Here is a 25023-nt window from a genome sequence, read left to right on the forward strand (position 1 = left end):
TTCGCCGAGGTGATCCGGGTGATCGACGGTCCCCTGGCGCTCGCCCCCTGCGTCAGCCCGAGGCTTGGCTACCGCAAGTGCGACGACTGCCCCGACCGCGACCTCTGCGCGCTGCGCGAGGCCCTGCTGCGCGCCCGCGACGCCACCGCCCACGTGCTCGAGGGCTACACCCTCGCCGACGCCGCCGCCTCCGGCGCCGCGGCCGACGTCCTGCGCTCGGCCGTCTAGGTCGCCTTCTCCGCCCACCGCGTCCGCAGCAGCCAGCCGGCCGCCTCGCCGCACTTCCTGAACAGGGGACGCACCGGGTAGCCATACCGCCGCTGCAGCGGAAGGCGGCCGGCCGCGACGACCGGCGCCGGTCCCGCCTTGGCCGGCAACAGCACCACGGTCAGGTCGGGCTCCACTGGATGCTGTGGATCGGCGCCCGGGAGCCGGACGCCGTCCTGTAGTCCTCGTCGACCGGCGGCAGATCGTAGCCGAGCACGCAGCCGCCCACCTCGATAACCAGGCCGGGCGGCGCCATGTTCTCGCTGAGGTGGCGGGACCGCTCGCCCGGCGCGATCTCCGTCGACCACTGCGGTCCGTAGAGCGACGGCGCGAGCCGGAGCAGGATCGACTGCCCGGAGTTGTTGTACACCGCCACCTGGTCAGGCGGCGAGCAGGCCGCCACCAGCCCCGCCATCGCGAGCGTCGCTATCCCGGCCGAGCGACGCACGGCTTTCATCGGCAGGTCTTCGATGGACATCGAAGCTGGAATCCTCGCAGGAGGCGCAACTCAGCTTCCCACCAGACGGCGGGAAATTCAAGAACACAGCAAGAACGTCTAACGCCGAAACGAAAGCGGGCGGAGGACGCCTGGTCCTCCGCCCTCGCCGACGCACCGTCGGCGCTTCAGCCCTCCAGGGGAGGGTATGGCTTAGCTGGCCGCGATGTAGGCCTTCAGGCCGTCCGCCTCGGCCTCCACCTCGGAGATCTTCGACTTCACCAGGTCGCCGATGGAGACGATGCCCACCAGCCGCTCGTTGCGGCACACCGGCAGGTGGCGGATGCGGCGGTCGGTCATGCGGGAGAGCAACTGGTCCACCGTCTCGCCCGGCTCGGCGTACAGCACGTCCTTGGTCATGCAGCTGGAGACCGGCCGCGACAGCGCCTCGGCCCCGCCCTCGGCCACCGCGCGGACGATGTCGCGCTCGGAGACGATGCCCGCCACCCGCTCGGCGTCGAGCACCACCAGCGCCCCTACCTTCCGCGTGTTCAGCAGTCCGGCCACCTCGCCGACCGTCTCGTCGGGCCTGGCGGTGAACACCAGGTCGCCCTTGGACCTTAGGATCTGTGACACCAGCATCCGGCGTCTCCTCCCGTTTCCTCGGAGAACACCGTCACCCCGATCGCCCGGGGAATCAATGCACGCGCGCGTGAAAGACGGCTAGGCGCGGCGCGCCAGCCGCCCCATGAGGCCGATCAGCAGCACGCCCGCGGCGAAGCCCGCCAGGTGCGCCTCCCAGCCGATGGCCGCGTCGCCGGCGCCCGGCACCATGGCCGCTCCGACCACCGCCATGATCAGGTTCACGATCACCCACGCCGCGCCGAAGCCCAGCACCGGCCGCGACAGGATCGGGCCCGGACGGCCGTAGCCGGCGATCAGCCGGGCCGCCGCTCCCATGAGGCCCGAGGCCGCGCCCGAGGCGCCCATCAGGGCCACCGCCTCGCCCGAATGCACGGCCGCGAAGGGCAGGCTCGCGAGCATCCCGCACGCCAGATAGAAGGTGAAGAACCAGAACGCCCCGCCCGCGCCCAGGCCGAAGTACCGCGCCACGGGCGTGCCGAAGGCCAGGATGAAGGCCGCGTTCATCAGCGCATGCGGCCAGTTGCCGTGGATGAACAGCGAACTGACCAGCGTCCACCATCGCCCGGTCTCGAAGGCGTCGGGCGTGAAGGCGAAGGCGGCCGCGATCACATTGACGTCCACCCGGCTCTGCAGGGCGTAGCCGCCGACGATCGCCCCCACCAGGACCAGCACCGGCCAGGCGCCGTTGTTGAACACCGGCTCGCGCACGCGGCGGCCGGACTCCGGCTCCGGCGTGTAGCGGGGCCCTTCGGCGGACTCTTCGAAGTGGAGGAGGCTCATGGTCCCCATTTAGGGGCTCTTCGCCGCGGGCGCGATGGCGCCTTGTTCCGGCCTTGCGGCGGGCGCCCCGCTCCTAGAAGGTGCCGCCATCTCCATGATGGACGCTTCCAGGACCTCTAGATGATCCGTCCCCTGCGCGCGGGCCTCGCGCTCGCCGCCGCGCTTTCGCTCTCCCTCCCCGCCTTCGCCCAGGCCCCCGCCGCCCGTCCGGCGACCGCCCAGGCCCAGCCGTTCAGGCTGGCGCCGGGCGAATGGCCGCAGTCGAAGTCCGACCTGAAGGCGGACGCCGACATCCGCTTCGGCGCCCTGCCCAACGGCATGCGCTACGCCATCCGCCGCCAGACCATCCCGCCGAAGCAGGCCGCCATCCGCCTCTGGTTCGACACCGGCTCCCTGATGGAGACGGACGCCCAGCAGGGCCTCGCCCACTTCCTCGAGCACATGGCCTTCAACGGCTCGAAGGGGGTGAAGGAAGGCGAGATGATCAAGATCCTGGAGCGCCTGGGCCTCGCCTTCGGGGCGGACACCAACGCCTCGACCGGTTTCGACGAGACCATCTACAAGCTCGACCTGCCCCGCACGGACGACGAGACGGTGGACACCTCGCTGATGCTGATGCGCGAGGCGGCGGGCGAGCTCACCATCGACCAGGCCGCGGTGGATCGCGAGCGCGGCATCGTGCTCTCCGAAGAGCGCGCCCGCGACACCCCCGGCTACCGTCTGCTGAAGGAGCGGCTGGCGTTCCTGATGCCGGGCCAGCGGGTCCCCACCCGCTATCCGATCGGCGAGGTGGAGGTCCTGAAGACCGCGCCGGCCGGCCAGCTGCGCGACTACTACCAGCGCTGGTACCGCCCCGAACGGGCCGTCCTGGTCGTCGTCGGCGACTTCGATGTGGCGGCCATGGAGGCCAAGATCCGCGCTCGCTTCTCCGACTGGAAGGCCGACGGGCCCGCCGGGGTGGAGCCCGACCTCGGCGCCGTGCGCCCGCGCCGGACCGAGGCCAAGGTCGTGGTCGAGCCCGGCGCGCCGCTCAGCATGCAGGTCTCCTGGGTTAAGCCGCCCGAGAAGCGCCCCGACACCGCGGCCACCCGCCGCCGGGATCTGGTGGAGCGCCTGGGCTTCTCCGTCCTGAACCGCCGCTTCTCGGCGCTCGCACGCGCGGCCGATCCGCCGTTCATCGCCGCCGGCGCCTACGCGGGTGACACCTTCGACAGCCAGGAGACGACGACGGTCGCCGTGAACGCCGAGCCCAGCCGCTGGCGCCAGGCCCTGGCCGCCGTGGAGCGCGAGCAGCGCCGGGCCGTGCAGTTCGGCGTCCGCCAGGACGAGCTCGACCGCGAGATCGAGGAGATGCGCGCCCTGCTGAAGGCCGCCGTCGCCGGCGCCGCCACCCGCCGGCCTGCGGACCTGGCCGGCGAGATCGTGGGCGCCCTGGGCGACGACCTGGTCGTCACCAGCCCCGCCGAGGACCTCGCCCTGTTCGAGGCCGCGGTGAAGGACCTGAAGGCCGCCGAGGTCTCCGCCGCCCTGAAGCGGGCGTTCGAAGGCGGCGGGCCGCTGGTCTTCGTGGCCACGCCGCAGCCCATCGAGGGGGCGGAGACGACGGTGCTCGCCGCGCTGGAGGCCTCCCGCCAGGTGGCGGTCACCCCGCCGGCCGCCCCGGCCCAGATCGCCTGGCCCTACGAGACCTTCGGCGCGCCGGGCAAGGTCGCCGAGCGCCGCGAGGTCGCCGACCTCGGGACCACCTTCGTGCGCTTCGAGAACGGCGTGCGGCTGAGCGTGAAGCCCACGACCTTCCGCGACGACGAGGTGCTGGTGCGCGTCAATGTCGGCGACGGCATGCTCGACCTGCCGAAGGACCGCCAGAGCATGAGCTGGGCGGGCAGCGCCTTCCTCGAGGGGGGGCTGAAGAAGATCAGCAACGAGGACATGGAGCGCGTCCTGGCCTCGAAGGTCTACGGGACCAGCTTCTCCATCGGCGACGACGCCTTCGTCCTCTCCGGCGGCACCCGGACCGACGACCTGCCCACCCAGCTGCAGGTGCTGGCCGCCTACGTGTCCGAGCCGGGCTGGCGGGCCGAGGCCTTCCAGCGCCTGAAGGCGGCCGGGCGGACGATCCACGACCAGTACGAGGCCACCACCTCGGGCGTGCTGCAGCGCGACCTGGGCGGCCTGCTGCACTCGGGTGACCCGCGCTGGACCTTCCCGACCCGCGAGGAGATCGCCGGCGCCGAGCTGCAGCAGCTGCAGGCGCAGATCGCGCCGCATCTCGCGAACGATCCCATCGAGGTCGTCATCGTCGGCGACGTCACCGTGGACCAGGCCATCGAGACGGTCGCCGCCACCTTCGGCGCCCTGCCGAAGCGGCCCGATCCCAAGCCCGTGCCCGACGCCCAGCGCCAGGTCCGCTTCCCCGCCGCGCCGAAGGACCCGGTGGTGCTCACCCACAAGGGCCGCGCCGACCAGGCGATCGGCTACATCGGCTGGCCCACCACCGACTTCTGGGAGAACCCGCAGCGGGCCCGTGAGACCGCCGTGTTGGGCGAGGTCATGCGCCTTCGCCTGATGGAGGAGCTGCGCGAGACCCAGGGGTCCACTTACTCCCCGTCCCTCAGCTACAACCACAGCCTGGTCTGGACCGGCTGGGGCTACATCGCCGCGTCGGTCGAGGTGCCGCCGGAGAAGCTGTCGGAGTTCTTCGCCGACGTGCAGAAGATCGCCGCAGACCTGAAGGCGAAGCCCATCAGCGAGGACGAGCTCGCCCGGGCCAAGAAGCCCCGCCTCGAAGGCTTCCAGCGGGCCCGGGTGACCAACCAGTACTGGCTGGGCCAGCTCGGCGGCGGCCAGGCCGACCCGCGGCGGCTGGACATGATCCGCGAGCTGATCCCCGGCACCGAGAAGGTCACCGCCGCCGACGTGCAGCGCGCGGCCCAGACCTTCCTGCGCGAGGAGCGTGCGTACCGGCTGATGGTGCGGCCGCGGCCTCAGGTGGCGAGCACGGCCGCAGCGACGAAGTAGGAGGCCTGTGCCGATCCGGCACAATCGCAGGCTGGCGCCGGATTTCCTGCAAGCCCTGTGCGGCCACGTCCGGCCGCGCCGAGCGCCTCACCATGTTCCATTCCAATACGGAACGGATGATCGATTACTGGACCGCCCGCGCCGTCCAGGGCCGCGCGCCCTCCCGCGCCAGCGTCCAGCCCGCCGACTTCCGGCAGCTGATGCCGCAGGTGTTCATCCTCGGCCGCGACGGCCGCGGGCGGTACCCGGTGCGCCTGGCCGGCGGCTTCGTGGGCGACCTGCACGGCTGCGACCTGCGGGGCGTCAACGGCCTCGATCTCTGGTCCGAGCGCGACCGGCTGCGCCTGCAGACCGCGCTGGAGGAGATCCGCGCCCGCCCCGAGCCGCTTGTCGCCACCACTGAGGCCCTCACCGACGGGCCGAGCCTTCCCATGGAGGTGCTGTTCGCCCCGCTCGTCGCGCACGACGGCGGACCCGACCGCTTCCTCGGCCTCTACCAGCCCACGTCCATGGTGGCCCGGCTGATGGGCCGCACCGCGCTTGAGCTCTCCGTCCGACGCCTCACGAGGCCGGGCGCCGCCAACGAGGAGGCGCCGCGCGTGCGCCTCGCCGCGATCGGCGGCCGGCAGGTGGCCTGACGGACAACGGCAACTGGACGTCATCCCCGGTCTGGTCGCCGGGGATCCCTGATCACCGGTCTCTCCAGGCGAGCCCAAAGCCACGGTGAGCGGGGATGGCCGGCGCAAGGCCGGCCATGACGTTCCTCTTCTTGGCGGCTCAGGCCGCCCCCCCCGGCCCTCTTTTTGGCGGCTCAGGCCGCCTGGGCCTCGTCGCCGTAGACCGGCGCGTCCTCCGGAGCCAGGAAGGCGCGGCCGCGGATCGCGTCGGAGATCTTCTCGGCGATCATGATCGTCGGCGCATTGGTGTTGCCGCCCACCAGCGTCGGCATGACCGAGGCGTCCACCACCCGCAGACCCTTCAGCCCCTGCACCCGGCACTCGGCGTCCACCACCGCCATGGGATCGCCGGCGGCGCCCATGCGGCAGGTGCCCACCGGGTGGTAGATCGTCTCGGCGGAGCGGCGGATCCAGGCGTCGATCTCCGCGTCGGTCCTCACCGCCTCGCCCGGCGCGTACTCGGCCCCGCGGTAGGGATCGAGCGCGGCCTGGGCGGCCACCTCGCGCATCATCTTCACGCCCTCGCGGACCGCGCGGCGGTCCTCCTCGGCGGAGAGGTAGTTGGCGAAGATCGCCGGATCGGCCAGCGGGTCGGCGCTCTTCAGCCCCACTTTCCCGCGGCTCTCGGGCCGCAGCTGGCAGACGTGGAAGGTGAAGCCGTCCTTGGCCACCTGCACCTTTCCGTGGTCCTGCATGATCGCCAGCACCGTGTGGATCTGCAGGTCCGGCCGGTCGAGGTCGGGCCGGGAGCGCAGGAAGGCGCCGCTCTCCAGGAAGTTCTGCCGGCCGATGCCCTTGCCGAACAGCATGTAGGAGAGGCCCACGCCCAGCGTCTTCACCAGGCCCTTGCGCATGGAATAGACGGTGATCGGCTGAGGGCACTCCCAGCTCAGGCAGACGTCCAGGTGGTCCTGCAGGTTGGCGCCCACGCCCCTCAGCTCGTGGACCACCTTCACCCCGTGCCGCGACAGCTCCTCGCCGTCGCCGATGCCGGAAAGCTGCAGGATGTGCGGCGACTGCACCGCGCCCGCGCAGAGCAGGACCTCGGCGTCGGCATGGATGGTCCGCGCCGGCTTCTTGCCCTCGATCACCTCCACGCCCACGGCGCGGCCGTTCTCCACGACGATGCGGGTGGTCCGGGTGTTGGTAAGGCAGGTCAGGTTCGGCCGCGACAGCGCCGGATGCAGGTAGCCCCGGGCCGCGCTCCAGCGCTGGCCGTCGTGGATGGTGAGCTGGTAGGGCCCGAAGCCCTCCTGCTGGTGGCCGTTGAAGTCGCCGGTCAGCGGATAGCCCGCCTGCCGGCCCGCCTCGATGCTGGCCTTGTAGATCGGGTTGGGCGAGCTCGCCTTCGAGACCCGCAGCGGCCCCTTGTCCCCGTGCCAGGGGTCGGCCCCGCCCTCGTAGCTCTCCGAGCGCTTGAAGTAGGGCAGCACGTCCGCATAGCCCCAGCCCTGCAGGCCCATCTGCCGCCACTGGTCGTAGTCGCGCGCGTGCCCGCGGATGTAGATCATGCCGTTGATCGACGAGGAGCCGCCCCAGCCCTTGCCCCGCGGCCACCAGAGCCGGCGGTTGTCCAGGTTGGGCTCCTCCTCGGTCCAGAAGCCCCAGTTGAACGGCCCCTGCTTTCCGATCAGCTGGCCCACGCCGGCCGGCATCTTCACCAGGATCGAGGCGTCCTTGCCGCCGGCCTCGATCAGAAGCACCCGCTTCGAGGCGTCCTCCGTCAGCCGGCTGGCCAGCACGCAGCCGGCCGAGCCCGCCCCGATGATGATGTAGTCGTAGCGTTCCACGGCGTCTGTTCCCCGAAGCTTGTTGTTGGCCGCGAACCTGACGCAGGCGTCATCTTCTGGCAAGCCGCACGGCCCCTAGGCCATCCCAAGGTAAAGTATGGCGAGCGCGAACAGGCTGAGCGCGATGGCGCAGAACCACAGCAGGAACCAGGTCCGCCAGGCCGCCGAGAACCAGTTCAGTCCGTAGGCGCCCTTCAGCTGGAAATACATGTGCGCGGGCACGATGAACGGCGCGACGGTCCAGGCCAGCGCCGAGGTCACGTCGCTGATCCGCATGGCGACGACCACCGCCATGATCAGCATGGACATGAAGGTCAGCGAGTAGAGGACGAAGACCCCGTGGTCGTAGAGGGTGAACCCCCGCTTCCACAGGAACAGCAGGGCCACGAACGGGATTGAGATCGGGACCAGCAGGAAGGAGAATTTGTAGAAGCTCTGCTGCAGCTTGTAGATCGCCAGCTCCGGGTTCTCGAGCTTCTTGATCAGCTTCTTCTCGAGCTTCTCGTTGCCGAGGTTGAGGTTCAGGCCGCCGGTGCGCGCGTTCTCCGCCAGCTCGGCCTTCCAGTCGCCGTCCTGCGGCGCCTTCTCGATCACCGTCTCGGGCGTCGCCACCCGCACGTTGCCGACCAGCTTGCTGACTTCCTGCAGCTTCGCCTCGGCGGCCTTCACCCGCGCCTCGGCCGTGGGCCGCTCGGCGGGCGTGGCCCGCTCCAGCGCCTGCTCGGCCATGGCCACCTCGCTCGACCGCCGCGCCAGCTCCGCGCCGGCGGTGATCTGCTGGCCGGTCACCGAGCTGTCGGGCGTCCCGGGCATGTAGCTCAGGCCCATGAACATGACGAAGACGGTGAACAGGAACATCGCCAGCGGCGAGACGTAGCGCGTGCGCCGGCCGTGCACCCACTCGCGCGTCAGTCGGCCCGGCCGGAACAGCAGCAGCGGAAGCGTCCGCCACACCCGCCCGTCGAAGTGCATCACCCCGTGCAGCAGCTCCTCGCCCAGGTGCAGGAGCGAGCGGTGCACGTGCGCCGGCTGGCCGCAGTTCGAGCAGAACCGGCCGGAGACCTCCGCCCCGCAGTCGGAGCAGAGGTGGTGGCGTTCGCCGGCCTGGCCGGTCGGCTTCTCGATGGCGCCCGCCATCAGTCCCGCCGTCGCCGCGCCGCCCACGGCGTCCATATCGACCATGTCACCCCCCGGTCACGCTCGGGCTATGTGACCAGATTGGCCCTCATGGACAAGCCGTGGTCAGCGGCCTTTCCACGCGGGCTTGCGCTTCTGCGCGAAGGCGAGCGGGCCCTCCACGAAGTCCTCCGACCGGAACAGCGCCGCCACGGCCGGGTACTTGTTCTGACCCCGGATCGCCGCCTCGAGCGTCGCCTCGTCGAGGCCCCGGTAGACCGCCTCCTTGGAGGCCCGCACCGACATCGGCGAGAGCTCGGCGATCATCGCCGCCCATTCCCGAGCCGTGCGCATCAGGTCCTGCGGCGCGGTCACCTCGTTGACGAAACCCAGCTCCCTCCCCTCCGCCGCCGAGACCCGGCGGCCGGTGAGGATCATGCCCATGGCCCGCTTGGTCCCGATCGCCCGCGGCAGGCGGTGCAGGCCGCCGGCCAGGGCGGCGAGGCCCACCCGCGGCTCCGGCAGGGCGAAGGTCGCGGCTTCCGAGGCGATGATGATGTCGCAGGCGAGCGCGATCTCGAACCCGCCGCCCATGGCCACCCCGTTCACCGCCGCGATCAGCGGCTTCGTCAGGTCGAAGCGCGAGGTCAGGCCCGCGAAGCCGGAGGGCGGGCTCTTCATCTCCCCGCCGCCGGCCTGGTGCTTCAGGTCGTTGCCGGCCGAGAAGGCGCGGTCCCCCGCCCCGTTGACGATGCCGACCCACTGCTCCGGGTCGGCGGCGAAGGCGTCGAAGGCCTCGTGCAGCTCGAAGTGCGCCGGCGAATGCAGGGCGTTCATCACCTCCGGCCGGTTCAGGGTGAAGATGGTGACCGGGCCGTCCCGCTCCACCTTGATGAATTCATAGGCCATGGCGCCCTCCTGTCTTTTCTATAGGAGGACGCTCCGCAGGCGCCGCAGCGTCCGTCAACAGCGGAAGGAGCCCCCGATGGCCGACGAGGACGATTTCGAGGACGGCGGCTTCGACGTCGACGACTGGCGCAGGCTGCGCGCCTTCTCAGGCGCTGTCGCCACCCTGGAGGACGTCCAGCGGCGGGCGGCGATCTTCGCGCTCGGCGACACCGAGGGCGCGCGCCCCATCGAGATGGAGCTGCCGCAGCCGGTCATCTGGTGGAGCGAGGACGACGGCGAACAGGCCGCCGTCGCCGTCCAGGCCGAGGCGCACGAGACCGACGAGGGCGAGACCATGGAGGTGCTCGGCCTGATCCTGCCGGACGGCGCGGGCGCCGTGGCCCTGCTCGACGACGTCGACCTCGTCGACGAGAGCGACCCCGTCTGGCGCCGTCTGGTCGAGGAGGCCATCGGCGACGAGACCGGCGAGGAGGAGTAGAGAAACCACGGAATACACGGACCACACGGAAGGGCTCCGCGGGTCGGGCGGCGTCCGTGTATTCCGTGTCTTCCGTGGTTCGTTCGACTGGCGGCCGCCTAGCGGGGCGAGAGCTCCCGCCGGTAACGCTTCCAGTTCTCCACATAATGGTGCGAGCCGGCGGCCATCATCATCGCCTGCTGGTCGGTGAGCTCGCGCACCACCTTGCCCGGCGCGCCCATGACGAGCGAGTTGTCCGGGATCTCCTTGCCTTCGGTGATCAGGCAGTTGGCGCCGATCAGGCAGTTCTTCCCGATCTTCGCGCCGTTCAGGACGATGGAGCCGATCCCGACCAGGGTGTTGTCGCCGATCGTGCAGCCGTGGAGCATCACCAGGTGGCCCACCGTGACGTTGGCGCCGATGGTCAGGGGCGAGCCCTCGTCGGTGTGCAGGACCGAGCCGTCCTGCACGTTGGAGCCCTCCCCGATGATGATCGGGTCGTTGTCGCCACGCAGGGTTGCGCCCCACCAGACGGACGCGTTCTTCTTGAGAATCACCCGACCTATCACGGCGGCGTTGGGCGCTATCCAGTATTCGTCATCGTTCGGTAATTCAGGCGTCACATTGCCCAAGTTGTAGACAGCCATCCGACTCCTCGATTCTTGCGACAAACGGTCCGTTTAACGGTTGGGAAACCACGCTACGATCATTCTAGTCAGGCGATTCGAGGAGGCGAAGGCCTTCCCGCATCCGCCGCGGACCGAGGATCGGTCCGTGCCTCGCGCTGGACGGAGTAGATGGCGCCGAGTTGGTCGTTCTCACGGGCGGAGCCGCCCGGACCTGAGCCTCAAGCCGGGCCCCCGGGCCCCGCACGACGCCGCCGCTTCCGTTCCTCTTCCACGATGTCCAAGGGCGCTCCCACGCAGGGACGCCCTTTTTTCATGCCCCGATAGGAGGCCTTGATGAGCAAGCGAGCCCTGAAGCGACAGCTGCGCGAAGGCGCGTTCGACGCCGGTCAGTTCGAAGGCGACGATAAGGTGCGCCGGCTGCCGCTCGATCGGGGCTGGACGCCGCTTGGGCACAGCGGCGGCGCCAACGACGACCGCGACCAGGGCTACCTGAAGACCATCAAGGCCAAGTCGCCCGGCCAGGAGCAGCTGATCAAGGCGATCGACGCGAAGAACCTGGTCATGGCGCTGGGCCCGGCCGGCACCGGCAAGACCTACCTGGCCATCGCCAAGGCGGTGGAGGCCCTGGAGAGCGGCCGCGTCGGCCGCATCGTGCTGTCCCGCCCCGCGGTGGAGGCCGGCGAGTCGATCGGCTTCCTGCCCGGCGACGCGGAGGACAAGCTCGCCCCCTACCTGCGCCCGCTCTACGACGCGCTGTCCGACCGGCTGTCCATGAAGCGGGTCCGCGCCTTGATGGCCGAGGGCGCCATCGAGATCGCGCCGGTGGGCTTCATGCGCGGGCGCACGCTCAACAACGCCTTCGTGGTGATCGACGAGGCGCAGAACTGCACCTACGTCCAGCTGAAGATGCTGCTGACCCGCCTGGGCTGGCATTCCACCATGGTCGTCACCGGCGACCCGAACCAGTCCGACCTGCTCCCGGAGCTCTCCGGCCTCGGGCCCGTCGCCACGAAGCTCGAGCAGGTGGGCAACATCGCCGTGGTCCGCCTCGCCGAGCAGGACATCGTCCGCCACCCGCTGGTGGCCGAGATGCTGGGCGTCCTCTAGCTCACCGGAACCTCGCCCCGCCCCGGCCGCTTGTCGGGGCGGAGGCGAGCATGAGCAACGACAATTCCCCCGAACTGAACCGCCAGGCGGGCATCCCCCTCGCCGGCGACGCCACCGAGAGCGGCCAGGTCGCCCACGGCAGCCGGCGCGAGGACGTGCATTTCGAGCCGGCGCCGGATCACCTGGTCAGCGTCCGCCACAACGAGAAGCCCGATCACCCCCTTGCGCCCCAGCTCGACCGGGCCGGCAAGGAGCCGCCGCAGGACGGGCCTCCGATCGCGGACGTGGCCGTCGCCGCCCAGAGCCCCTCGGTGTGGGACGCCCGCCCGCCGGAGGACGACGCCGACAGGAGCGGAAACCCCACCGGCCACTAAGCCCCGCGCCCTACCGCGGCGAGGCCTCCTCGGGACGCCAGGAGCGCGCCTCTTCGCTCGCGCCGCCGGCCATCTCTTCCAGGATCTCCGCAAGCTCCAGCATCTGCTCGCGGGTCAGCCGCCGGCCGACCGCGCGGACCTCGGCGCGCAGCATATCCATCTCGGCCACGGCCGCGCCGCGCCGGCTTTCGACGGAAGACATTGCTTAACCCTCGGATTGAACTCTCAAATGTGAAAACAAGGCCAGCAGCAGAGACGTTCCTAGGGTCGCGCTTGCTCGGCTCCGCCGCGGCGCCTACAGCCAGGGGGTGAGCGAACCCGACGACACGCCCGAACCCCCCGCCCAGGCCCTGGAGCCGGCCGCTGGCGCCCACGCCCTGCGGCGCGGCTGGATCGTCCCGGCGATCATCGGCTCAGGGCTCCTGATGCAGACCCTGAACGCCACGGTGATCACCAACGCCCTGCCCGCCATGGCCGAGGCGTTCGGCGTCGATCCGCTCAGGCTGAACCTCGCCATCACCATGTACCTGCTGGCCTCCGCGGTCTTCCTGCCGGTGTCCGGCTGGGCTGCGGACCGCTTCGGGGCCAAGCGCATCTTCATGGCGGCCATGGTGCTCTACGCCCTGTCCTCGGCGGCCTGCGGCTTCGCCCAGACCCTCCCGCAGCTGCTGGCCGCCCGGTTCCTGCAGGGGATGGCCGGGGCGATGATGGGACCCGTGGGCCGGCTCGTGCTCCTGCGCACCACGCCGAAGTCCGAACTGGTGGGCGCCATGTCGGTCCTGACCATGCCCGCGCTGCTGGGGCCGGTGATCGGGCCGGTGATCGGCGGCGCCATCGTCACCTTCGCCGACTGGCGGTGGATCTTCTTCATGAACCTGCCGGTGGCCATCGCGGGCGTCGCCCTCGTCCGCGCCTTCGTGCCGAACGTGAAGGAGCAGGCGGTCTCGCCGATCGACGGGCTGGGCATCCTGCTGACCGGCGTGGGGCTGGCCGCCCTGATCTTCGGCTTCGAGAACCTCGGCCGCAGCTTCCTGCCGCCAGGCGTCGTCGCCGGCCTGTTCATCGGCGGGTTCCTGAGCCTCGGCCTCTACTGGCGCCACGCCCGCGGCAACCCGCACGCCATCATCGATCTCTCCATCTTCCGCCTGCCCACCTTCCAGGCCGCGACGGTGGGCGGGGCCTTCATGCGGGTGGCCATGGGCGCCAATCCCTTCCTGCTGGCCATGCTGCTGCAGGTGGGCTTCGGCCTCTCCGCCTTCGCGGCCGGGACCATGACCTTCATCTCCGCGGTGGGCGCGCTGCTGATGAAGACCACGGCGCCGCCGATCCTGCGCCGTTTCGGCTTCCGCACGGTGCTTCTGGCCAACGCCCTCGTCGTGGCGGCCAGCTTCGCCGCCTACGGCCTGTTCCGCCCCGGCACGCCGCACTGGATCATCATGAGCGTTCTGGCGGTGGGCGGCTTCTTCCGTTCCCTGCAGTTCACCAGCCTGAACGGCATGGCCTATGCCGAGGTGGGCCAGGACCGGATGAGCCGCGCCTCCACCACCGCCTCGATGGTGCAGCAGCTCGTGCAGTCGATCGGCATCGGCCTGGCCGCGGCCCTGCTGCATTTCCTGATGCGGGCCCGCGGCGATGCGACGCTCACCTGGCAGGCGGTCTCGCCCGCCTTCCCGATCGTGGGGGCGATCACCCTGGTGTCGGCGCTGTGGTTCGTACGCCTGCCGCGCGACGCCGGCGACGAGATGAACGCGCGGCGGCCCTAGCTCAGTCGCAGGGGGCCGTCTCGCCGGTGGCCAGATCGATGCGGAAGCACTGCCGCTCTCCCGTCTCGCAGTCCTCCACGAAGAGCGCGACTTCCTCGTCCGCGTCGGCCGACGGGTGACACTCCTCCAGGAAGTGCAGGGCGGCGTCCTCGAAGCTCACCCCCTCCACCTGGTGGCCGCGGGACGGCGCCTCGTCCACGCCGTGGACGGAGAAGCGGCGCTGCAGGGCGGCGGATTGTGGCATGGGGCAGATCCTCCTGCCCTCCTAACGCGGAAGGGGGCGAAAGGATTCAGGGGCTCAGGCGGCCGGCGCCGCACTCTCGTCGGCGTCTCCCGGGCGGGGCGTATCCGCGTGACGCTCGGCCTCCTCGGCCAGGCGGGCCCACATGGCGGCGAGCTCCAGATGGGTGGCGCGGATTTCGGGAAGGTCGCACGCGTCGGCGAGCTCGCGCTGGGCCTGCGCAAGGTCCTTATAGCGGGTGGCCCGCTGGCGGGGCGGAAGATCACCGATTTCCATAAGTGGACTTCCCGACATTGCGGGAGACGAACGCAGGTGCAAAGCGCGCGGTTCCACCTGGACTAGAAATTACCCACAGGGCGCGGGCGAGCATGAGCTTTGACGCCGGCGCCGCGGTCTCCGCACGCAGTCAACGGCAGAGCTCTGCTGTAGCTCTACAGTCGCGCTTCAATGTCTCCGCAAAACCACAAATTGAATCCCCGGTCTGCCCCGCACGGGAACTTCATTGAACCCGAACCCCGGTCGCGAGTTGTCGCGACCGTATCTTTGGGAGCTGGTGGATGACCTATTACAACTCGCGCGGTGTTGCGATGCCGGAGAGCGCGGCCGAAGAGGCGCGTGTCGCTGGCACTGCCGCGGGTAACGAGACGATCAATGCGCCCGCGGGGAATTCCTCCCTTTCGGGCGAGGGCGGCGGCGACCTCCTGATCGGCAACAACCGCGACAACCGCCACTGGATCACCGACCCGAAGGATCGGGTCGTCGAACAGGCGGGCGGCGGCGTCGACACCCAGATCGGCTGGACCTCGATCCAGCTCGCGGCGAACGTCGAGAACCTGCAGGTCAACGGCGCCTTCAACTACGCGGTCGGGAACGGCCTCGGAAACCTGATCATCGTCGACAACGAAACCCACTGGATCTACGGCGCCGGCGGGGACGACGTGCTGGTGGGCGGCGCCACGTCCAAGACCACCTTCGTGGTGCGGGCGGGCGAAGGCTCGGACGTCATCTACAACTGGAACGGCAACTCCCAGCTCCAGCTCTGGGGCTACGGCCTGAACACGGCCGACCAGATCCGCCAGGCCATGACCCAGCAGGGCGCCGACGTCGTCCTGCGGCTGTCGGCGAGCGAGACCCTGACCTTCCGGGACGAAACCCTGGCGGGCTTCCAGGACCGGCAGTTCCTGCTGCCGCTCGACACGTCCAAGCTCGGGGCGCTGACCTTCTCCGACGAATTCAACACCCTGCAGATCTACGACCACTCCCTGCAGACCGGCATCTGGCGCGCCGACTTCGGCAACAACCTGAAGGACGAGTGGGCCTACACCCTCACCTCCAACGGCGAGCGGCAGGTCTACACCACCGACCACTTCTACGGTCAGGGCGAGCGGCAGCTCGACCACTACACCCCGCACGCGGTCTCCGGCGGGATCCTGACCATCAAGGCCGAGCGTCTGCTGGACGAGGACCGCGAGGCCGCCTGGGGCCGCGAGTATTCGTCGGGGATGCTCAACACCATGGGCATGTTCGAGCAGAAGTACGGCTACTTCGAGATGCGCGCCGAACTGCCGACCGCCCACGGCGCCTGGCCTGCCTTCTGGATGATGCCCACTCCTTACGTCGCCCAGACCGAGGCCGATATCATGGAGGGGCTGGCGGCCACGCCGCACGTCGACTACCGCCGCGCCTGGGGCGGCGACACCAACCTCTACGACAACGCCTATAAGATCGACCCGACCGGCTACCACAGCTACGGCATGCTGTGGACGCCCACGACCGTCACCTTCTACTTCGATGGCGTCGCGGTCCTGCAGTCGGACACCCCGGCCAACTGGACCCACCCGATGGCGCTCATCGTCAACATGGCGGTGGGCGGCTGGGGCGGCGAGCCCAACTCCCTGCAGTTCCCGGCCGAGATGAAGGTGGACTATGTCCGCGCCTACGCCCTGGCCGACGGCTCCACCGTCATCGAGCGCGGCGAGCCCGAGCCGCCCGCCGCCACCCTGCGCGCCGACGGCGGCGCGACCAGCGGCCAGACCAATGTCCCGGTGACCTTCGAGGACACCGGCCAGGCGGTGACCACCTCGAAGATCGCCGTCTACGGCGCCAAGCCCACGACGCTCCCGCCCGGCGAGACCTTCGTGATCTGGGAGGACTCCGGGGCGGTGTTCGGCGCGGTCTCCAACGGCTCCACCCTCGGGACCGCCACGCCGCTGATGGCCGGCTCCTCGAGCGCCTTCACGGGCACGGGGACCTGGCTCACCGACGGCAAGGTGGCGCTGGCCTACATGATGCCCGACGGCGCCGGCAAGGCGGCCTGGGTGATGGTCTTCGACCCCGTCAAGAACACCTTCGTCCGCCACGAGCTCGGCCCGTCCACCGGCGACATCGACGTCATCGCCACCAAGAACGGCGGCTTCGCGGCCAGCTGGGACGCGCCCGGCGGCACGGTGATGGGCCGCGGCTACGACGCCTTCGCCTACGACGGAGAGGGCTGGTACGGCCCCGCCCGGCAGCTCGCCGGCGACCTGACCGGCGTCACCGCCACCGGCGAGCTGATCGCCACCACGGCGTCCGGCCAGCAGCAGCTCTACGACATGATCAACCCGCCCCGTGGCGTGGACGCGGTGATCTCCGTCGGGCCGATGGCCGGCGTGACCCATACCGAGGGCAACTCGGGCGGCACGCTCTACACCTTCACCCTCACCCGCGACTGGGACCAGAGCCAGAAGTCCACCGTCGGCTGGACCGTGCGCGGCCAGGGCGCCAACCCCACCGACGCCAACGACTTCGAGGGCGGCGTCCTGCCCTCCGGCGTCGTGACCTTCGAGATCAACCAGACCACCGCCTATGTGCAGGTCTGGGTGCAGGGCGACGCGGTCAAGGAGGGCGACGAGGAGTTCCTGATCACCCTCGTGAACCCGGTGGGCGCCAAGCTCGGCCAGGCCACCGCCACCGGCTTCGTCACCAACGACGACACCGGCGGGACCCCGCCGCCGCCCACCACCCAGGTGGGCTTCACCACCAGCTCGGTCACCCACGCGGAGGGGAATTCCGGCCTCACCGCCTTCGCCTACACGGTGACGCGCACGGGCTCGACCACCGGGACGTCGTCCGTCAACTGGACCGTCTCCGGCTCCGGCTCCAATCCCGCGGCGGCCGCCGACTTCCAGAACGGAACCCTGCCGTCCGGGACCCTCACCTTCGCCGCCGGCGAGACCAGCAAGACCATCACCGTCCAGGTGGCCGGCGACACCACCGGCGAGGCCGACGAGGCCTTCACGGTGACCCTGTCCGGCGCCAGCGGCGCCAACCTCGGGACCGCCACCGCCGGGGGCCTGATCACCAACGACGACGGCTCCACCCCGCCGCCCACCGGCGGCGGCCAGGTGATCAACTCGCCAGGCCCGGGCTCGACGCTCACCGGCGGCGCCGGCGACGACACCCTGAACGCCAGCCAGGGCGCCGACGTGCTCACCGGCGGCGCCGGGGCCGACAAGTTCGCCTGGGCCCGCGAGCCCTGGTCGCCGGCCACCGTCACCGACTTCGCCGTCGGAACCGACCGGCTCGACCTCTCGGCCCTTTTCCAGGCTTCCGGCTACGCCGGCGCCGATCCGGTCGCGGACAAGTACATCACCCTCCTGACCGACCAGAACGGCACCAAGGTGCTGTTCGACCGCGACGGGACCGGCACGGCCCAGCAGTGGGGCAACTACGTCATCAACCTGCAGGGCGTGACGACGCCGGTCACCTGGGCCCAGCTCTCGGGCGGCGGCTCCACCACCCCGCCGCCGTCCGGCTCGGCCCAGGTCGGCTTCACCACCACGACGCTCTCCCTCGCGGAGGGGAACACCGGCGCCACCGCCTTCAGCTTCACCCTCGCGAGGACAGGAACCACCACCGGCGCCTCGACCGTGAACTGGAGCGTGTCCGGCTCGGGCGCCAACCCAGCGAACGGCGCCGACTTCGCCACAGGCGCCCTGCCCTCCGGCACGGTGACCTTCGCGGCCGGCGAGACGTCCAAGACCATCGTGGTCAACGTCGCGGGCGACACCACGGTGGAAAGCGCCGAAGCCTTCACCGTCACCCTTTCGGGCCCCTCGTCCGGGACTACCCTGGGGACCGCGAGCGCCACCGGCACGATCACCAACGACGACACGAGCTCCCCGCCGCCGACCGGGGCGGGCCAGGTCTACACCTCGCCCGGCCCCGGCTCGACGGTGACCGCCGGCTCCGGCGACGACACCATCAACGCCAGCCAGGGCGCCGACGTACTCACCGGCGGCGCGGGCGCCGACCGCTTCGTCTGGGGCAAGGAGCCCTGGTCGCCCGCCACCGTCACCGACTTCGTGGTGGGGACCGACAAGCTCGACCTCTCGGCCCTCTTCCAGGCCTCGGGCTACACCGGCTCCGACCCGGTCGCGGACAAGTACGTCACCCTGCTCACCGACTCGAGCGGGACCAAGGTGCTGTTCGACCGCGACGGCGCGGGGACCGCCCAGCAGTGGGGCAACTACATCATCAACCTGCAGGGGGTGACCACGCCGGTCACCTGGTCCCAGCTCGCGGGCGGCGGGTCCACGCCGCCGCCGGGCGGGAGCGTCACCTTCAGCTTCGCCACCACCAGCGTCGTTCATCCGGAGGGGAACGGCGGCGGCGCCACCGAGTACCTGTTCACTGTCGTGCGCAACGGCTCGACGGCTGGCCCGATCTCGATCGACTACACCACGGTCGGCGTCGGCTCGAACCCGACCTCGGCGGACGATTTCTGGAGCTCGGGCGGGGTGCTGCGGTTCTCCGACGGCCAGAGCTCGGCCACCGCTCTGATCCGGGTGAAGGGGGACGGTGTGGCCGAGGCGGACGAAACCTTCCAGGTCGTCCTGCAGCAGGGCGCCGTCACCGGAAATCCGGGTATCGGCACCATCACCAACGACGACGCCGGAACCCCGCCGCCGCCCACTGGCGGCCAGGTCCTCACCTCCACCCGGTACGGCGACACCCTCACCGGCGGCGCGGGGAACGACACCCTCAACGCCGGCCAGGGCCCGGACCAGCTCACCGGCGCCGGCGGGGCCGACCGCTTCGTCTTCGCCAATGCGCCGTGGAACGCCGGCCGGATCACCGACTTCGCGCCGGGGACCGACAAGATCGACCTCAGGGCCATCTTCGACCAGACCTCCTACGCCGGGACCAATCCGGTGGCCGACCGCTGGATCCTGCTCGAGGCGGTGGACGGCGGCACGCGGGTGCTGGTCGACCTCGACGGCCCGAACCAGAGCGGTCAGTGGCCGGTGACGATCACCACCCTGAACGGCGTCGCCCCGGCCTCGCTCGGGGCCGGCGACTGGATCGTCCAGTAGGGCTCAGCCCGCGGGATAGACTCGCGGCCGCATGGGCTTGACCCGCACCGCCAGGCCGGGGGCGACCCCGGCCGGCATGGTGGGTCCGTGCGCCTCCAGCTCGAAGACCTGGCCCTCGATGGCGCACTCTATGCGCACGTCGGGACCGCGCTGGGCGACGGCGCGCACCTCCGCGGCGAGCCCGGCGCCGTCCAGGGGCGCGAAGGCCACCTCGTCGGGGCGGAAGAAGACCTCCACCGCGCCATCTCCCGCGCCTTTCGGAGCCTGGGTCTCCCAGTCCGCGACCAGCAGGCGGCCGCTGTCCACACGGCCCGGCAGCCGGCAGGCCGCGCCCAGGAAGTCGTAGACGAAGGGCGTCGCCGGATCCTCATAGACCTCGTTGGGCGTGCCGAGCTGGACGAGCTCGCCATCCTTCAGGATCGCCACCCGGTCGGCGAGGTCGAGCGCCTCCTCCTGGTCGTGGGTGACGAAGACCGTGGTCACGCCGGTCCGCTCGTGCAGCTCGCGCAGCCACCGCCGCAGCTCCCGGCGCACCTGGGCGTCGAGCGCCCCGAACGGCTCGTCCAGCAGCAGCATCCGCGGCTCGATGGCCAGCGCCCGGGCCAGCGCCACCCGCTGCCGCTGGCCGCCGGAGAGCTGCGCCGGATAGCGCTTGTCGAGGCCCTCGAGCTGCACGAGCGAGAGCAGGTCGCGCACCCGCTCGGCCACCTCGGCCTTGCCCGGCCGCTCGCGCCGCGGCCGCACCGTCAGCCCGAACGCGATGTTCTGGGCCACCGTCATGTGGCGGAACAGGGCGTAGTGCTGGAACACCATCCCCACCCGCCGCTTGCGCACCGGCAGGGACAGGAAGTCCTCGCCGCCGAAGCTCACCTCGCCGGCGTCCGGCTGCTCCAGCCCCGCCAGCACGCGCAGCAGCGTGGTCTTGCCCGAGCCCGAGGGGCCGAGCAGGGCCAGGAACTCCTTGTCCCTGGCCTGCAGCGACACGCCCTTCAGCGCCGGGAAGCGGCCGAAGGACTTGGAGACCCCGCGGATCTCCAGTGACAGCGGGCTAGTGTCGGCGGCTGGCTGCAAGTTCACCGGAGTACCGCCATTCGAGGAGGGTCTTGAGGACCAGGGTGACGAGCCCGAGGCTGGCCAGGAGGCTGGCGGCCGCGAAGGCGCCGACGAAGTCATAGTCATTGTAGAGAACCTCGACGTGCAGCGGCAGGGTGGTGGTCTGGCCGCGGATGTGGCCCGAGACCACCGAGACCGCGCCGAACTCCCCCATCGCCCGCGCATTGCAGAGCAGGACGCCGTAGAGCAGCGCCCACTTGATGTTGGGCAGGGTGATCCGGAAGAAGGTGGTGAAGCCGCCGGCCCCGAGCGTCAGCGCCGCCGCCTCCTCGTCCGAGCCCTGGTCCTGCATCAGCGGGATCAGCTCGCGCGCCACGAACGGCAGGGTGACCAGCACCGTCGCCAGCACCAGGCCCGAGGTGGCGAAGATGATCTTGACGTCGTGCTCGATCAGCCAGGCGCCGAACCAGCCCTGGGCGCCGAACAGCAGCACCCAGACCAGGCCCGAGACCACCGGCGAGATCGAGAACGGCAGGTCGATCAGGGTGAGCAGGAAGCTCTTTCCCCGGAACTCGAACTTGGTCACCGCCCAGGCCGCCGCCACGCCGAAGACGGCGTTGAGCGGCACCGAGATCGCCGCCACCGTCAGGGTCAGCCGGATGGCCGCCAGCGCGTCCGGCTCGCGGATCGCCGCCAGATAGGCCCCCACGCCCTTCGAGAAGGCGTCGTGGAAGACGGTGTAGAGCGGCAGCAGCACCAGCACGCCCATGACCGCCACAGAGGCGGTCACGAACAGCGGCGCCAGCCCCGGCAGGCGAACGCTCCCGTTGGCGTTGCTCATCGCCGCCCCCGTCCGGCCAGGAACACCTGCGCGGCGTTGATCACCACCAGGGCGCCGAACGAAATCGCGACCATGGCCAGGCCGACGGCCGCGGCGCCGGCGTAGTCGTACTGCTCCAGCTTGATGACGATCAGCAGCGGCGCGATCTCGGTCTTCAGCGGCATGTTGCCGGCGATGAACACCACCGAGCCGTACTCGCCGACAGCCCGGGCGAAGGCCAGGCTGACGCCGCTGATCATCGCCGGCGCCACGGCCGGCAGCACCACATGCACCATGCGCTGCAGGTCGTTGGCGCCGAGCGTCTGGGCCGCCTCCTCGACCTCGCGATCGAGGTCCTGCAGCACAGGCTGGATGGCGCGGACCACGAACGGCAGGCCGATGAAGACCAGCGCGATGAAGATCCCCACCGGCGAATAGGCGGTCTTGATCCCCAGCTTGGCGAACTGGGCGCCGAGCGGACCGGTGGGGGCATAGATGGCGGTGAGCGCAATGCCCGCCACCGCGGTCGGCAGGGCGAACGGCAGGTCCACGAGCGCGTCCAGCAGCCGCCGGCCCGGGAAGGCGTAGCGGGTGAGCGTCCAGGCCAGGAGCAGGCCGAGCGGGGCGTTCACCAGCGCCGCCAGGGCGGAGACGCCGAAGGACAGCTTGAGCGCCGCCGCCACCCGGGGCTCGCTCAGCGCCGCCCAGACGCCGGAGACGCCCAGCTCCCACGGCTTCACCGCCAGCGCGGTGAGCGGCAGCACCACGATCACGCCCAGGTAGGCGAGCGTGATCCCGAGCGCGAGCGGGAAGCCCGGCAGGATCGACCGCTCGGCCAGCCTGGACAGCCGGAACCGCCCGAGGACCCTGTGGGGCCCCCGGTCCGGCCCGAGCACGCTCGGGATCGAGAGGGGCTCGGTCACGTGGGCTTGTAGATCTGGTCGAACACGCCGCCGTCGGCGAAGTGCGCAGCCTGCGCCTTGGCCCAGCCGCCGAACGCCTGGTCGATGGTGACCAGCGGCAGGGACTGGAAGCTCGCCGCGTACTTGGCCTGGGCCGCGGCGTCCCGGGGCCGGAAGTGGTGCTTGCCGATGATGTCCTGGGCGGCGGGCGTGTAGAGGAACTCCAGGTAGGCCTGGGCCGCGGCCCGCGTGCCGTGCTTGTCGACGTTGGCGTCGACCAGCGCCACCGGCGGCTCGGCGAGGATCGAGCTCGACGGATAGACAACGTCGAAGTTCGGCCCGAACTCCTCGATGGTCAGCCGCGCCTCGTTCTCCCAGGAGAGCAGGACGTCGCCGATCTGCCGCTGGGCGAAGGTGGTGGTGGAGCCCCGCGCGCCGGTGTCCAACACCGGCACGTTCTTGAACAGGCCCGCGACATAGGCCCGTGCGGCCGGCTCTCCGCCGCCCTTCAGCCCGTGAGCCCACGCCGCCAGGTAGGCCCAGCGGGCGCCGCCCGAGGTTTTCGGATTGGGGGTGATGACCCCGACGCCCGGCTTCACCAGGTCGGCCCAGTCGCGGATCGCCTTCGGGTTGCCCTTCCGGACCAGGAAGATGATCGTCGAGGTGTAGGGCGCGGAGTTGTTCGGCAGCCGGCTCTGCCAGTTGGCCGGCAGGAGCTTCGCCCGCGTGGCGATCTCGTCGATGTCGCCGCCGAGCGCCAGGGTGACCACGTCGGCCTGCAGGCCGTCGATCACCGCCCGGGCCTGCTTGCCCGAGCCGCCGTGGCTCTGCTCGACCTCGACCTTCTGGCCGCCGTGCTTGCCGGCCCAGTCGGCGGCGAACGCGGCGTTGATCTCCTTGTAGAGTTCGCGTGTCGGATCGTAGCTGACGTTGAGGAGCTTGACGGTCCCTCCACCCTGGCTCCCGGCCGCGTCCCCCTTCGGCGAGCAGGCGGCGAGGCCTGCGGCGGCGGCGGCGGATGCGATCAGCCCACGGCGTGAGAGCTGGGTGGAGGTCATGTCAGGTCCTCATGGCTAGAAGGAGTACTGCGTCCGGATCGACCAGATGTTCAGGTCCTGGCCCACCTGGGCGCCGGCCGGCGGCGTGAGCGCCCCGGCCCCGAAAGCCGTGCCGCCCGGCGACAGCCGGTCGACCTCGACGTGCTGGAAGTCGGCCATGAATTTGACGACCTGGTTCGGGTGCCAGTTCAGGCCCAGCGTCACGATCTCCTGCTCGCCGCCGCGGATCGCCGAGGCGACCGGGCCCGAGAGGCCGTAGTTCAGGTCGAGGGTGGAGTAGCGGGCCGCCAGCTCCCAGACGCCCCAGGCGCCGGACTTCAGGTTGAACGGCTTGTCCACCTTCGGCGCGTCGAAGCCGCCCGTGCCCGGATTGTAGCGGCGCGGCTGGCCGGTCAGCGTCCAGGCGCCCTGCACGTACCAGCCGGAGAAGTCCGGATCGGCCAGCGGGCTCGCGCGGCGCTCCACGTCGATCCAGAAGTGCTCGCCCGCGAGCATGAAGTTCCGGTACTGCCAGGCCCCTTCCAGGGCGAGCGCGGTCACGCCGTCGGCGTCGATGCTTCCGGTGTCCACCAGGCGGGTGGGGTCGACCCGGTTCTCGGGCCGTTCGCGCAGGCGCACGGGCTGCGGCGCGCCGAGCCCGGAGACGTCCGGGCCGTTGGCCGCTGGGTTGATGATGATGTTGGCGTTGGCGCCCAGGTGGGTCGTCCAGTCCTCGCCGTGCAGCGGCGAGAAGGTGACCCGGCCCACGAAGCCCAGGGCCTCGTCGTAGGTCTGGGTCCCGACCACGTTGCCGGTGACCGTGGCGTGCGCCGACCAGCGCTCGCCGCCGGTGATCGCCGCCAGGCCCACGCGGCCGTCGCCGCCGGCCAGGCCGCGGACCAGCTCAGCCACCGCCGGCCGCTCCAGGAACAGCGAGGACGGGTGCGGGGTGGCGTCTTCCAGGCCGGTCGTCGTGGCGAAGGCGCCGCCGCGCAGGCGCACCCTCTTCAGGCCGGTGTATTCGATGTAGGCGGCGTTGATCTTGCCCGCCTCCTCAGTGCCCGAGCCGCCGAAGTCGAGCAGCAGGTTGTAGTTCCAGTCGCCGAAGGCCTTGCCCTCGATCCCGAGGCGGGCGCGGCGGAAGTTGAAGCCGTCGGAGAGGTCGCGGGCCCGGTCGGCCTCGACCGCGTCGCCGAACGAGCCGCGGCGGTGATCGGAAGCCAGCGGGCCGGCCTCGTCCTGGTCGTAGCGGGCGCCGTCGAGCTGGAAGACGCCGCGCAGGGTGGCGGTGAACTGGCCGTCGGCGCTGCTCACCGTGGGCCGGCCGTTGGCCAGCGTCGTCTTGGCGTTGGCGGACTGGTCCTTCACGACCTTGGCGGTCGAGCCCACGTCGGCCTTCAGGCCGGCGATCTGGGCCTCCAGCTCCTGGTTTCGGCGCTCCAGCGCATCCAGGCGCGCGGTCAGCGACAGCGCCTGCTCCTGGCTGATGCCGCCGCCCTGCGTGGGCGCGGTGGACACGGCCTGGGCCAGGGCGGCCGGGGCGACGCTGCTGAGGAGCGCCGCGAGAGCGGCCGCTCGGATCATCCGGTTGGTCATCTTCATCCCCTGTCAGCAGCAGGGGTGAAGCTACCCCTGCTAATTCCTA

24 protein-coding genes (1 of these 24 cut by a window edge) are annotated in these 25023 nt (G+C 70.8%); 8 read left to right on the plus strand and 16 right to left on the minus strand.

Going from position 1 to position 25023, the window contains the following annotated elements:
* A protein-coding gene (locus VM685_RS17775) for an Rrf2 family transcriptional regulator (protein ID WP_325461512.1) crosses the window boundary here: on the plus strand, window positions 1–228 show its 3' portion. Its footprint begins 219 nt before the window's first position; the window shows 228 of its 447 coding nt (coding positions 220–447); the start codon falls outside the window, past its left edge; its stop codon occupies window positions 226–228.
* On the opposite strand, the gene VM685_RS17780 is transcribed toward VM685_RS17775, so the two are convergent.
* From VM685_RS17780 to VM685_RS17795, 4 genes are all read right to left on the minus strand, one after another.
* Complete coding sequence (locus VM685_RS17780) at window positions 225–404, minus strand: hypothetical protein (protein WP_325461513.1); 180 nt, start codon at window positions 402–404, stop codon at window positions 225–227. The genes VM685_RS17775 and VM685_RS17780 overlap by 4 nt on opposite strands.
* Window positions 389–724, minus strand: a complete 336-nt coding sequence (locus VM685_RS17785; RefSeq protein ID WP_325461514.1) for a hypothetical protein — start codon at window positions 722–724, stop codon at window positions 389–391. Before VM685_RS17785 ends, VM685_RS17780 begins: the two co-directional genes overlap by 16 nt.
* A gap of 192 nt (window positions 725–916) precedes the next feature.
* A complete protein-coding gene (locus VM685_RS17790) occupies window positions 917–1345 on the minus strand; it encodes a CBS domain-containing protein (RefSeq protein ID WP_325461515.1) in 429 nt (142 codons plus the stop codon).
* 81 nt (window positions 1346–1426) lie between these two features.
* Complete coding sequence (locus tag VM685_RS17795; protein WP_325461516.1) at window positions 1427–2128, minus strand: rhomboid family intramembrane serine protease; 702 nt, start codon at window positions 2126–2128, stop codon at window positions 1427–1429.
* A gap of 120 nt (window positions 2129–2248) precedes the next feature.
* Between VM685_RS17795 and VM685_RS17800 the strand changes: the two genes are divergently transcribed.
* Window positions 2249–5146 carry a M16 family metallopeptidase gene (locus VM685_RS17800; RefSeq protein ID WP_325461517.1) on the plus strand — a complete coding sequence of 966 codons (2898 nt, stop codon included), beginning with the start codon at window positions 2249–2251 and terminating at the stop codon, window positions 5144–5146.
* 92 nt (window positions 5147–5238) lie between these two features.
* Window positions 5239–5784 carry a PAS domain-containing protein gene (locus VM685_RS17805; RefSeq protein WP_325461518.1) on the plus strand — a complete coding sequence of 182 codons (546 nt, stop codon included), beginning with the start codon at window positions 5239–5241 and terminating at the stop codon, window positions 5782–5784.
* Between the two features lie 173 nt (window positions 5785–5957).
* On the opposite strand, the gene VM685_RS17810 is transcribed toward VM685_RS17805, so the two are convergent.
* The 3 genes from VM685_RS17810 to VM685_RS17820 form a co-directional block, all read right to left on the minus strand.
* Entirely contained in the window at window positions 5958–7613 is a 1656-nt protein-coding gene (locus VM685_RS17810) for a choline dehydrogenase (protein WP_325462039.1), read from the minus strand.
* Between the two features lie 75 nt (window positions 7614–7688).
* A complete protein-coding gene (locus tag VM685_RS17815; protein ID WP_325461519.1) occupies window positions 7689–8795 on the minus strand; it encodes a DUF3667 domain-containing protein in 1107 nt (368 codons plus the stop codon).
* A 60-nt stretch (window positions 8796–8855) separates the two neighbouring features.
* Window positions 8856–9638 carry an enoyl-CoA hydratase-related protein gene (locus VM685_RS17820; RefSeq protein ID WP_325461520.1) on the minus strand — a complete coding sequence of 261 codons (783 nt, stop codon included), beginning with the start codon at window positions 9636–9638 and terminating at the stop codon, window positions 8856–8858.
* Between the two features lie 76 nt (window positions 9639–9714).
* Here VM685_RS17820 and VM685_RS17825 point away from each other — a divergent pair, with 76 nt between their 5' ends.
* Complete coding sequence (locus VM685_RS17825) at window positions 9715–10116, plus strand: hypothetical protein (protein WP_325461521.1); 402 nt, start codon at window positions 9715–9717, stop codon at window positions 10114–10116.
* 98 nt (window positions 10117–10214) lie between these two features.
* Here VM685_RS17825 and VM685_RS17830 read toward each other — a convergent pair whose 3' ends face one another.
* Window positions 10215–10742, minus strand: coding sequence for a gamma carbonic anhydrase family protein (locus VM685_RS17830; protein WP_325461522.1), 528 nt, complete (start codon window positions 10740–10742; stop codon window positions 10215–10217).
* Window positions 10743–11057: 315 nt separating this feature from the next.
* Here VM685_RS17830 and VM685_RS17835 point away from each other — a divergent pair, with 315 nt between their 5' ends.
* Window positions 11058–11831, plus strand: a complete 774-nt coding sequence (locus VM685_RS17835; RefSeq protein WP_325461523.1) for a PhoH family protein — start codon at window positions 11058–11060, stop codon at window positions 11829–11831.
* A gap of 50 nt (window positions 11832–11881) precedes the next feature.
* Window positions 11882–12205: a hypothetical protein gene (locus VM685_RS17840; protein WP_325461524.1), complete on the plus strand. Its 324-nt coding sequence runs from the start codon at window positions 11882–11884 to the stop codon at window positions 12203–12205.
* Between the two features lie 10 nt (window positions 12206–12215).
* Here the strand turns inward: VM685_RS17840 and VM685_RS17845 are convergent, their stop codons facing one another.
* Window positions 12216–12407: a hypothetical protein gene (locus VM685_RS17845; protein ID WP_325461525.1), complete on the minus strand. Its 192-nt coding sequence runs from the start codon at window positions 12405–12407 to the stop codon at window positions 12216–12218.
* 106 nt (window positions 12408–12513) lie between these two features.
* Here VM685_RS17845 and VM685_RS17850 point away from each other — a divergent pair, with 106 nt between their 5' ends.
* Window positions 12514–13968, plus strand: coding sequence for an MFS transporter (locus tag VM685_RS17850; protein ID WP_325461526.1), 1455 nt, complete (start codon window positions 12514–12516; stop codon window positions 13966–13968).
* Window position 13969: 1 nt separating this feature from the next.
* Here the strand turns inward: VM685_RS17850 and VM685_RS17855 are convergent, their stop codons facing one another.
* Both VM685_RS17855 and VM685_RS17860 read right to left on the minus strand, forming a co-directional pair.
* Window positions 13970–14212, minus strand: a complete 243-nt coding sequence (locus VM685_RS17855) for a DUF5961 family protein (RefSeq protein ID WP_325461527.1) — start codon at window positions 14210–14212, stop codon at window positions 13970–13972.
* 54 nt (window positions 14213–14266) lie between these two features.
* Window positions 14267–14485, minus strand: a complete 219-nt coding sequence (locus VM685_RS17860; protein WP_325461528.1) for a hypothetical protein — start codon at window positions 14483–14485, stop codon at window positions 14267–14269.
* 281 nt (window positions 14486–14766) lie between these two features.
* On the opposite strand from VM685_RS17860, the gene VM685_RS17865 reads away from it, so the two are divergent.
* Entirely contained in the window at window positions 14767–19566 is a 4800-nt protein-coding gene (locus VM685_RS17865; RefSeq protein WP_325461529.1) for a Calx-beta domain-containing protein, read from the plus strand.
* 3 nt (window positions 19567–19569) lie between these two features.
* Here the strand turns inward: VM685_RS17865 and VM685_RS17870 are convergent, their stop codons facing one another.
* The 5 genes from VM685_RS17870 to VM685_RS17890 are packed head-to-tail and all read right to left on the minus strand — an operon-like array spanning window position 19570 to window position 24974.
* Window positions 19570–20637 (minus strand): sulfate/molybdate ABC transporter ATP-binding protein, encoded by a 1068-nt coding sequence (locus VM685_RS17870; protein WP_414693401.1) that lies wholly within the window; start codon window positions 20635–20637, stop codon window positions 19570–19572.
* Entirely contained in the window at window positions 20615–21460 is an 846-nt protein-coding gene (gene cysW / locus VM685_RS17875; RefSeq protein ID WP_325461530.1) for a sulfate ABC transporter permease subunit CysW, read from the minus strand. Before cysW ends, VM685_RS17870 begins: the two co-directional genes overlap by 23 nt.
* A complete protein-coding gene (cysT, locus tag VM685_RS17880) occupies window positions 21457–22362 on the minus strand; it encodes a sulfate ABC transporter permease subunit CysT (RefSeq protein ID WP_414693389.1) in 906 nt (301 codons plus the stop codon). The genes cysW and cysT overlap by 4 nt, the downstream gene beginning before the upstream one ends.
* Window positions 22359–23399: a sulfate ABC transporter substrate-binding protein gene (locus VM685_RS17885; protein WP_325461531.1), complete on the minus strand. Its 1041-nt coding sequence runs from the start codon at window positions 23397–23399 to the stop codon at window positions 22359–22361. The genes cysT and VM685_RS17885 overlap by 4 nt, the downstream gene beginning before the upstream one ends.
* 15 nt (window positions 23400–23414) lie before the next feature.
* The gene (locus tag VM685_RS17890) at window positions 23415–24974 is read right to left on the minus strand and encodes an OprO/OprP family phosphate-selective porin (RefSeq protein WP_325461532.1); all 1560 of its coding nucleotides are present in this window, start codon (window positions 24972–24974) and stop codon (window positions 23415–23417) included.
* Between the last annotated feature and the right edge of the window lie 49 nt (window positions 24975–25023).

It is taken from the genome of Phenylobacterium sp. (genome assembly GCF_035539035.1).
GTDB lineage: Bacteria > Pseudomonadota > Alphaproteobacteria > Caulobacterales > Caulobacteraceae > Phenylobacterium.

Bases quoted from the DNA above. Each gene is read 5' to 3' on its own strand.
- VM685_RS17785 (WP_325461514.1), bottom strand. From the start codon at position 724: ATGAAAGCCGTGCGTCGCTCGGCCGGGATAGCGACGCTCGCGATGGCG.
- VM685_RS17790 (WP_325461515.1), bottom strand. From the start codon at position 1,345: ATGCTGGTGTCACAGATCCTAAGGTCCAAGGGCGACCTGGTGTTCACC.
- VM685_RS17795 (WP_325461516.1), bottom strand. From the start codon at position 2,128: ATGAGCCTCCTCCACTTCGAAGAGTCCGCCGAAGGGCCCCGCTACACG.
- VM685_RS17800 (WP_325461517.1), top strand. From the start codon at position 2,249: ATGATCCGTCCCCTGCGCGCGGGCCTCGCGCTCGCCGCCGCGCTTTCG.
- VM685_RS17805 (WP_325461518.1), top strand. From the start codon at position 5,239: ATGTTCCATTCCAATACGGAACGGATGATCGATTACTGGACCGCCCGC.
- VM685_RS17815 (WP_325461519.1), bottom strand. From the start codon at position 8,795: ATGGTCGATATGGACGCCGTGGGCGGCGCGGCGACGGCGGGACTGATG.
- VM685_RS17820 (WP_325461520.1), bottom strand. From the start codon at position 9,638: ATGGCCTATGAATTCATCAAGGTGGAGCGGGACGGCCCGGTCACCATC.
- VM685_RS17825 (WP_325461521.1), top strand. From the start codon at position 9,715: ATGGCCGACGAGGACGATTTCGAGGACGGCGGCTTCGACGTCGACGAC.
- VM685_RS17830 (WP_325461522.1), bottom strand. From the start codon at position 10,742: ATGGCTGTCTACAACTTGGGCAATGTGACGCCTGAATTACCGAACGAT.
- VM685_RS17835 (WP_325461523.1), top strand. From the start codon at position 11,058: ATGAGCAAGCGAGCCCTGAAGCGACAGCTGCGCGAAGGCGCGTTCGAC.
- VM685_RS17840 (WP_325461524.1), top strand. From the start codon at position 11,882: ATGAGCAACGACAATTCCCCCGAACTGAACCGCCAGGCGGGCATCCCC.
- VM685_RS17845 (WP_325461525.1), bottom strand. From the start codon at position 12,407: ATGTCTTCCGTCGAAAGCCGGCGCGGCGCGGCCGTGGCCGAGATGGAT.
- VM685_RS17855 (WP_325461527.1), bottom strand. From the start codon at position 14,212: ATGCCACAATCCGCCGCCCTGCAGCGCCGCTTCTCCGTCCACGGCGTG.
- VM685_RS17860 (WP_325461528.1), bottom strand. From the start codon at position 14,485: ATGGAAATCGGTGATCTTCCGCCCCGCCAGCGGGCCACCCGCTATAAG.
- VM685_RS17865 (WP_325461529.1), top strand. From the start codon at position 14,767: ATGACCTATTACAACTCGCGCGGTGTTGCGATGCCGGAGAGCGCGGCC.
- cysW (WP_325461530.1), bottom strand. From the start codon at position 21,460: ATGAGCAACGCCAACGGGAGCGTTCGCCTGCCGGGGCTGGCGCCGCTG.
- VM685_RS17885 (WP_325461531.1), bottom strand. From the start codon at position 23,399: ATGACCTCCACCCAGCTCTCACGCCGTGGGCTGATCGCATCCGCCGCC.
- VM685_RS17890 (WP_325461532.1), bottom strand. From the start codon at position 24,974: ATGACCAACCGGATGATCCGAGCGGCCGCTCTCGCGGCGCTCCTCAGC.